The sequence below is a fragment of the Nostoc sp. KVJ20 genome (genome assembly GCF_001712795.1).
GTDB lineage: Bacteria > Cyanobacteriota > Cyanobacteriia > Cyanobacteriales > Nostocaceae > Nostoc.
Map to the genome: position 1 here is coordinate 1 of NZ_KV757843.1, position 1,171 is coordinate 1,171.

At 47.5% G+C, this 1,171-nt stretch carries 1 protein-coding gene; it reads left to right on the forward strand.

The genetic code is table 11. From position 1 onward, the window contains the following. A partial coding sequence (locus A4S05_RS38185; protein WP_069074919.1) for a dihydroxy-acid dehydratase domain-containing protein occupies positions 1-1,171 on the forward strand: 1,171 nt, incomplete at both ends.

Sequence of the window (1,171 nt, forward strand, 5' to 3'; positions counted from 1 at the left end):
CATTGTCGGTATTGCCAACGGTCATAGCACCATCACTCCCTGTAATATGGGGATAAATCTACTGGCGCAACGGGCAGAAGTTGGAATTAAAACCGCCGGGGCGATGCCGCAAATGTTCGGCACGATTACCATTAGCGATGGGATTTCGATGGGAACTGAAGGGATGAAATATTCCCTCGTGTCGCGGGAAGTTATCGCAGATTCCATAGAAACTGCCTGTACTGGGCAAAGTATGGATGGTGTGCTAGCCATTGGTGGCTGTGATAAGAATATGCCAGGAGCAATGCTAGCGATCGCTCGGATGAATATCCCTGCTATCTTTGTCTACGGTGGTACAATTAAACCCGGTCACTACAACGGACGCGATTTAACTGTTGTCAGTTCTTTTGAAGCTGTTGGTCAATACAGTGCTGGAAAAATTGACGAAAAGGAATTATTAGAAGTTGAAGGTCGGGCTTGTCCTGGTGCTGGTTCCTGTGGGGGAATGTTCACAGCTAACACCATGTCTTCAGCATTTGAAGCGTTGGGAATGAGTTTACCCTATTCCTCAACAATGGCGGCGGAAGATGCCGAAAAAGCCGACAGCACGGAAAAATCGGCATCTGTGCTAGTCGAAGCTATCCGTAAACAAATCTTGCCCCGCCAAATTATCACCCGCAAATCTATAGAGAATGCCATCTCTGTGATCATGGCGGTAGGTGGTTCGACAAATGCAGTGCTGCACTTTTTAGCGATCGCTCGCGCCGCTGAGGTAGATTTAACTATAGACGACTTTGAAACAATCCGCGCCCGCGTTCCCGTTTTGTGTGATTTGAAACCAAGTGGTAAATATGTCGCTACAGATTTGCACAAAGCTGGTGGTATTCCGCAAGTAATGAAGATGCTACTCGTGCATGGCTTATTGCATGGTGATAGCCTGACCATTAGCGGTCAAACCATTGCAGAGATATTAGCAGACATCCCCGAAGAACCATCTGCCAATCAAGATGTGATTCGGACTTGGAATAACCCGATGTATCCTCAAGGACATTTAGCCATCCTCAGAGGTAATCTGGCAACAGAAGGGGCTGTCGCCAAAATTACCGGGGTGAAGAAACCAGTAATTACCGGCCCCGCACGGGTATTTGAATCGGAAGAAGCTTCTTTGGATGCAATTCTGGCGGGTAAAATT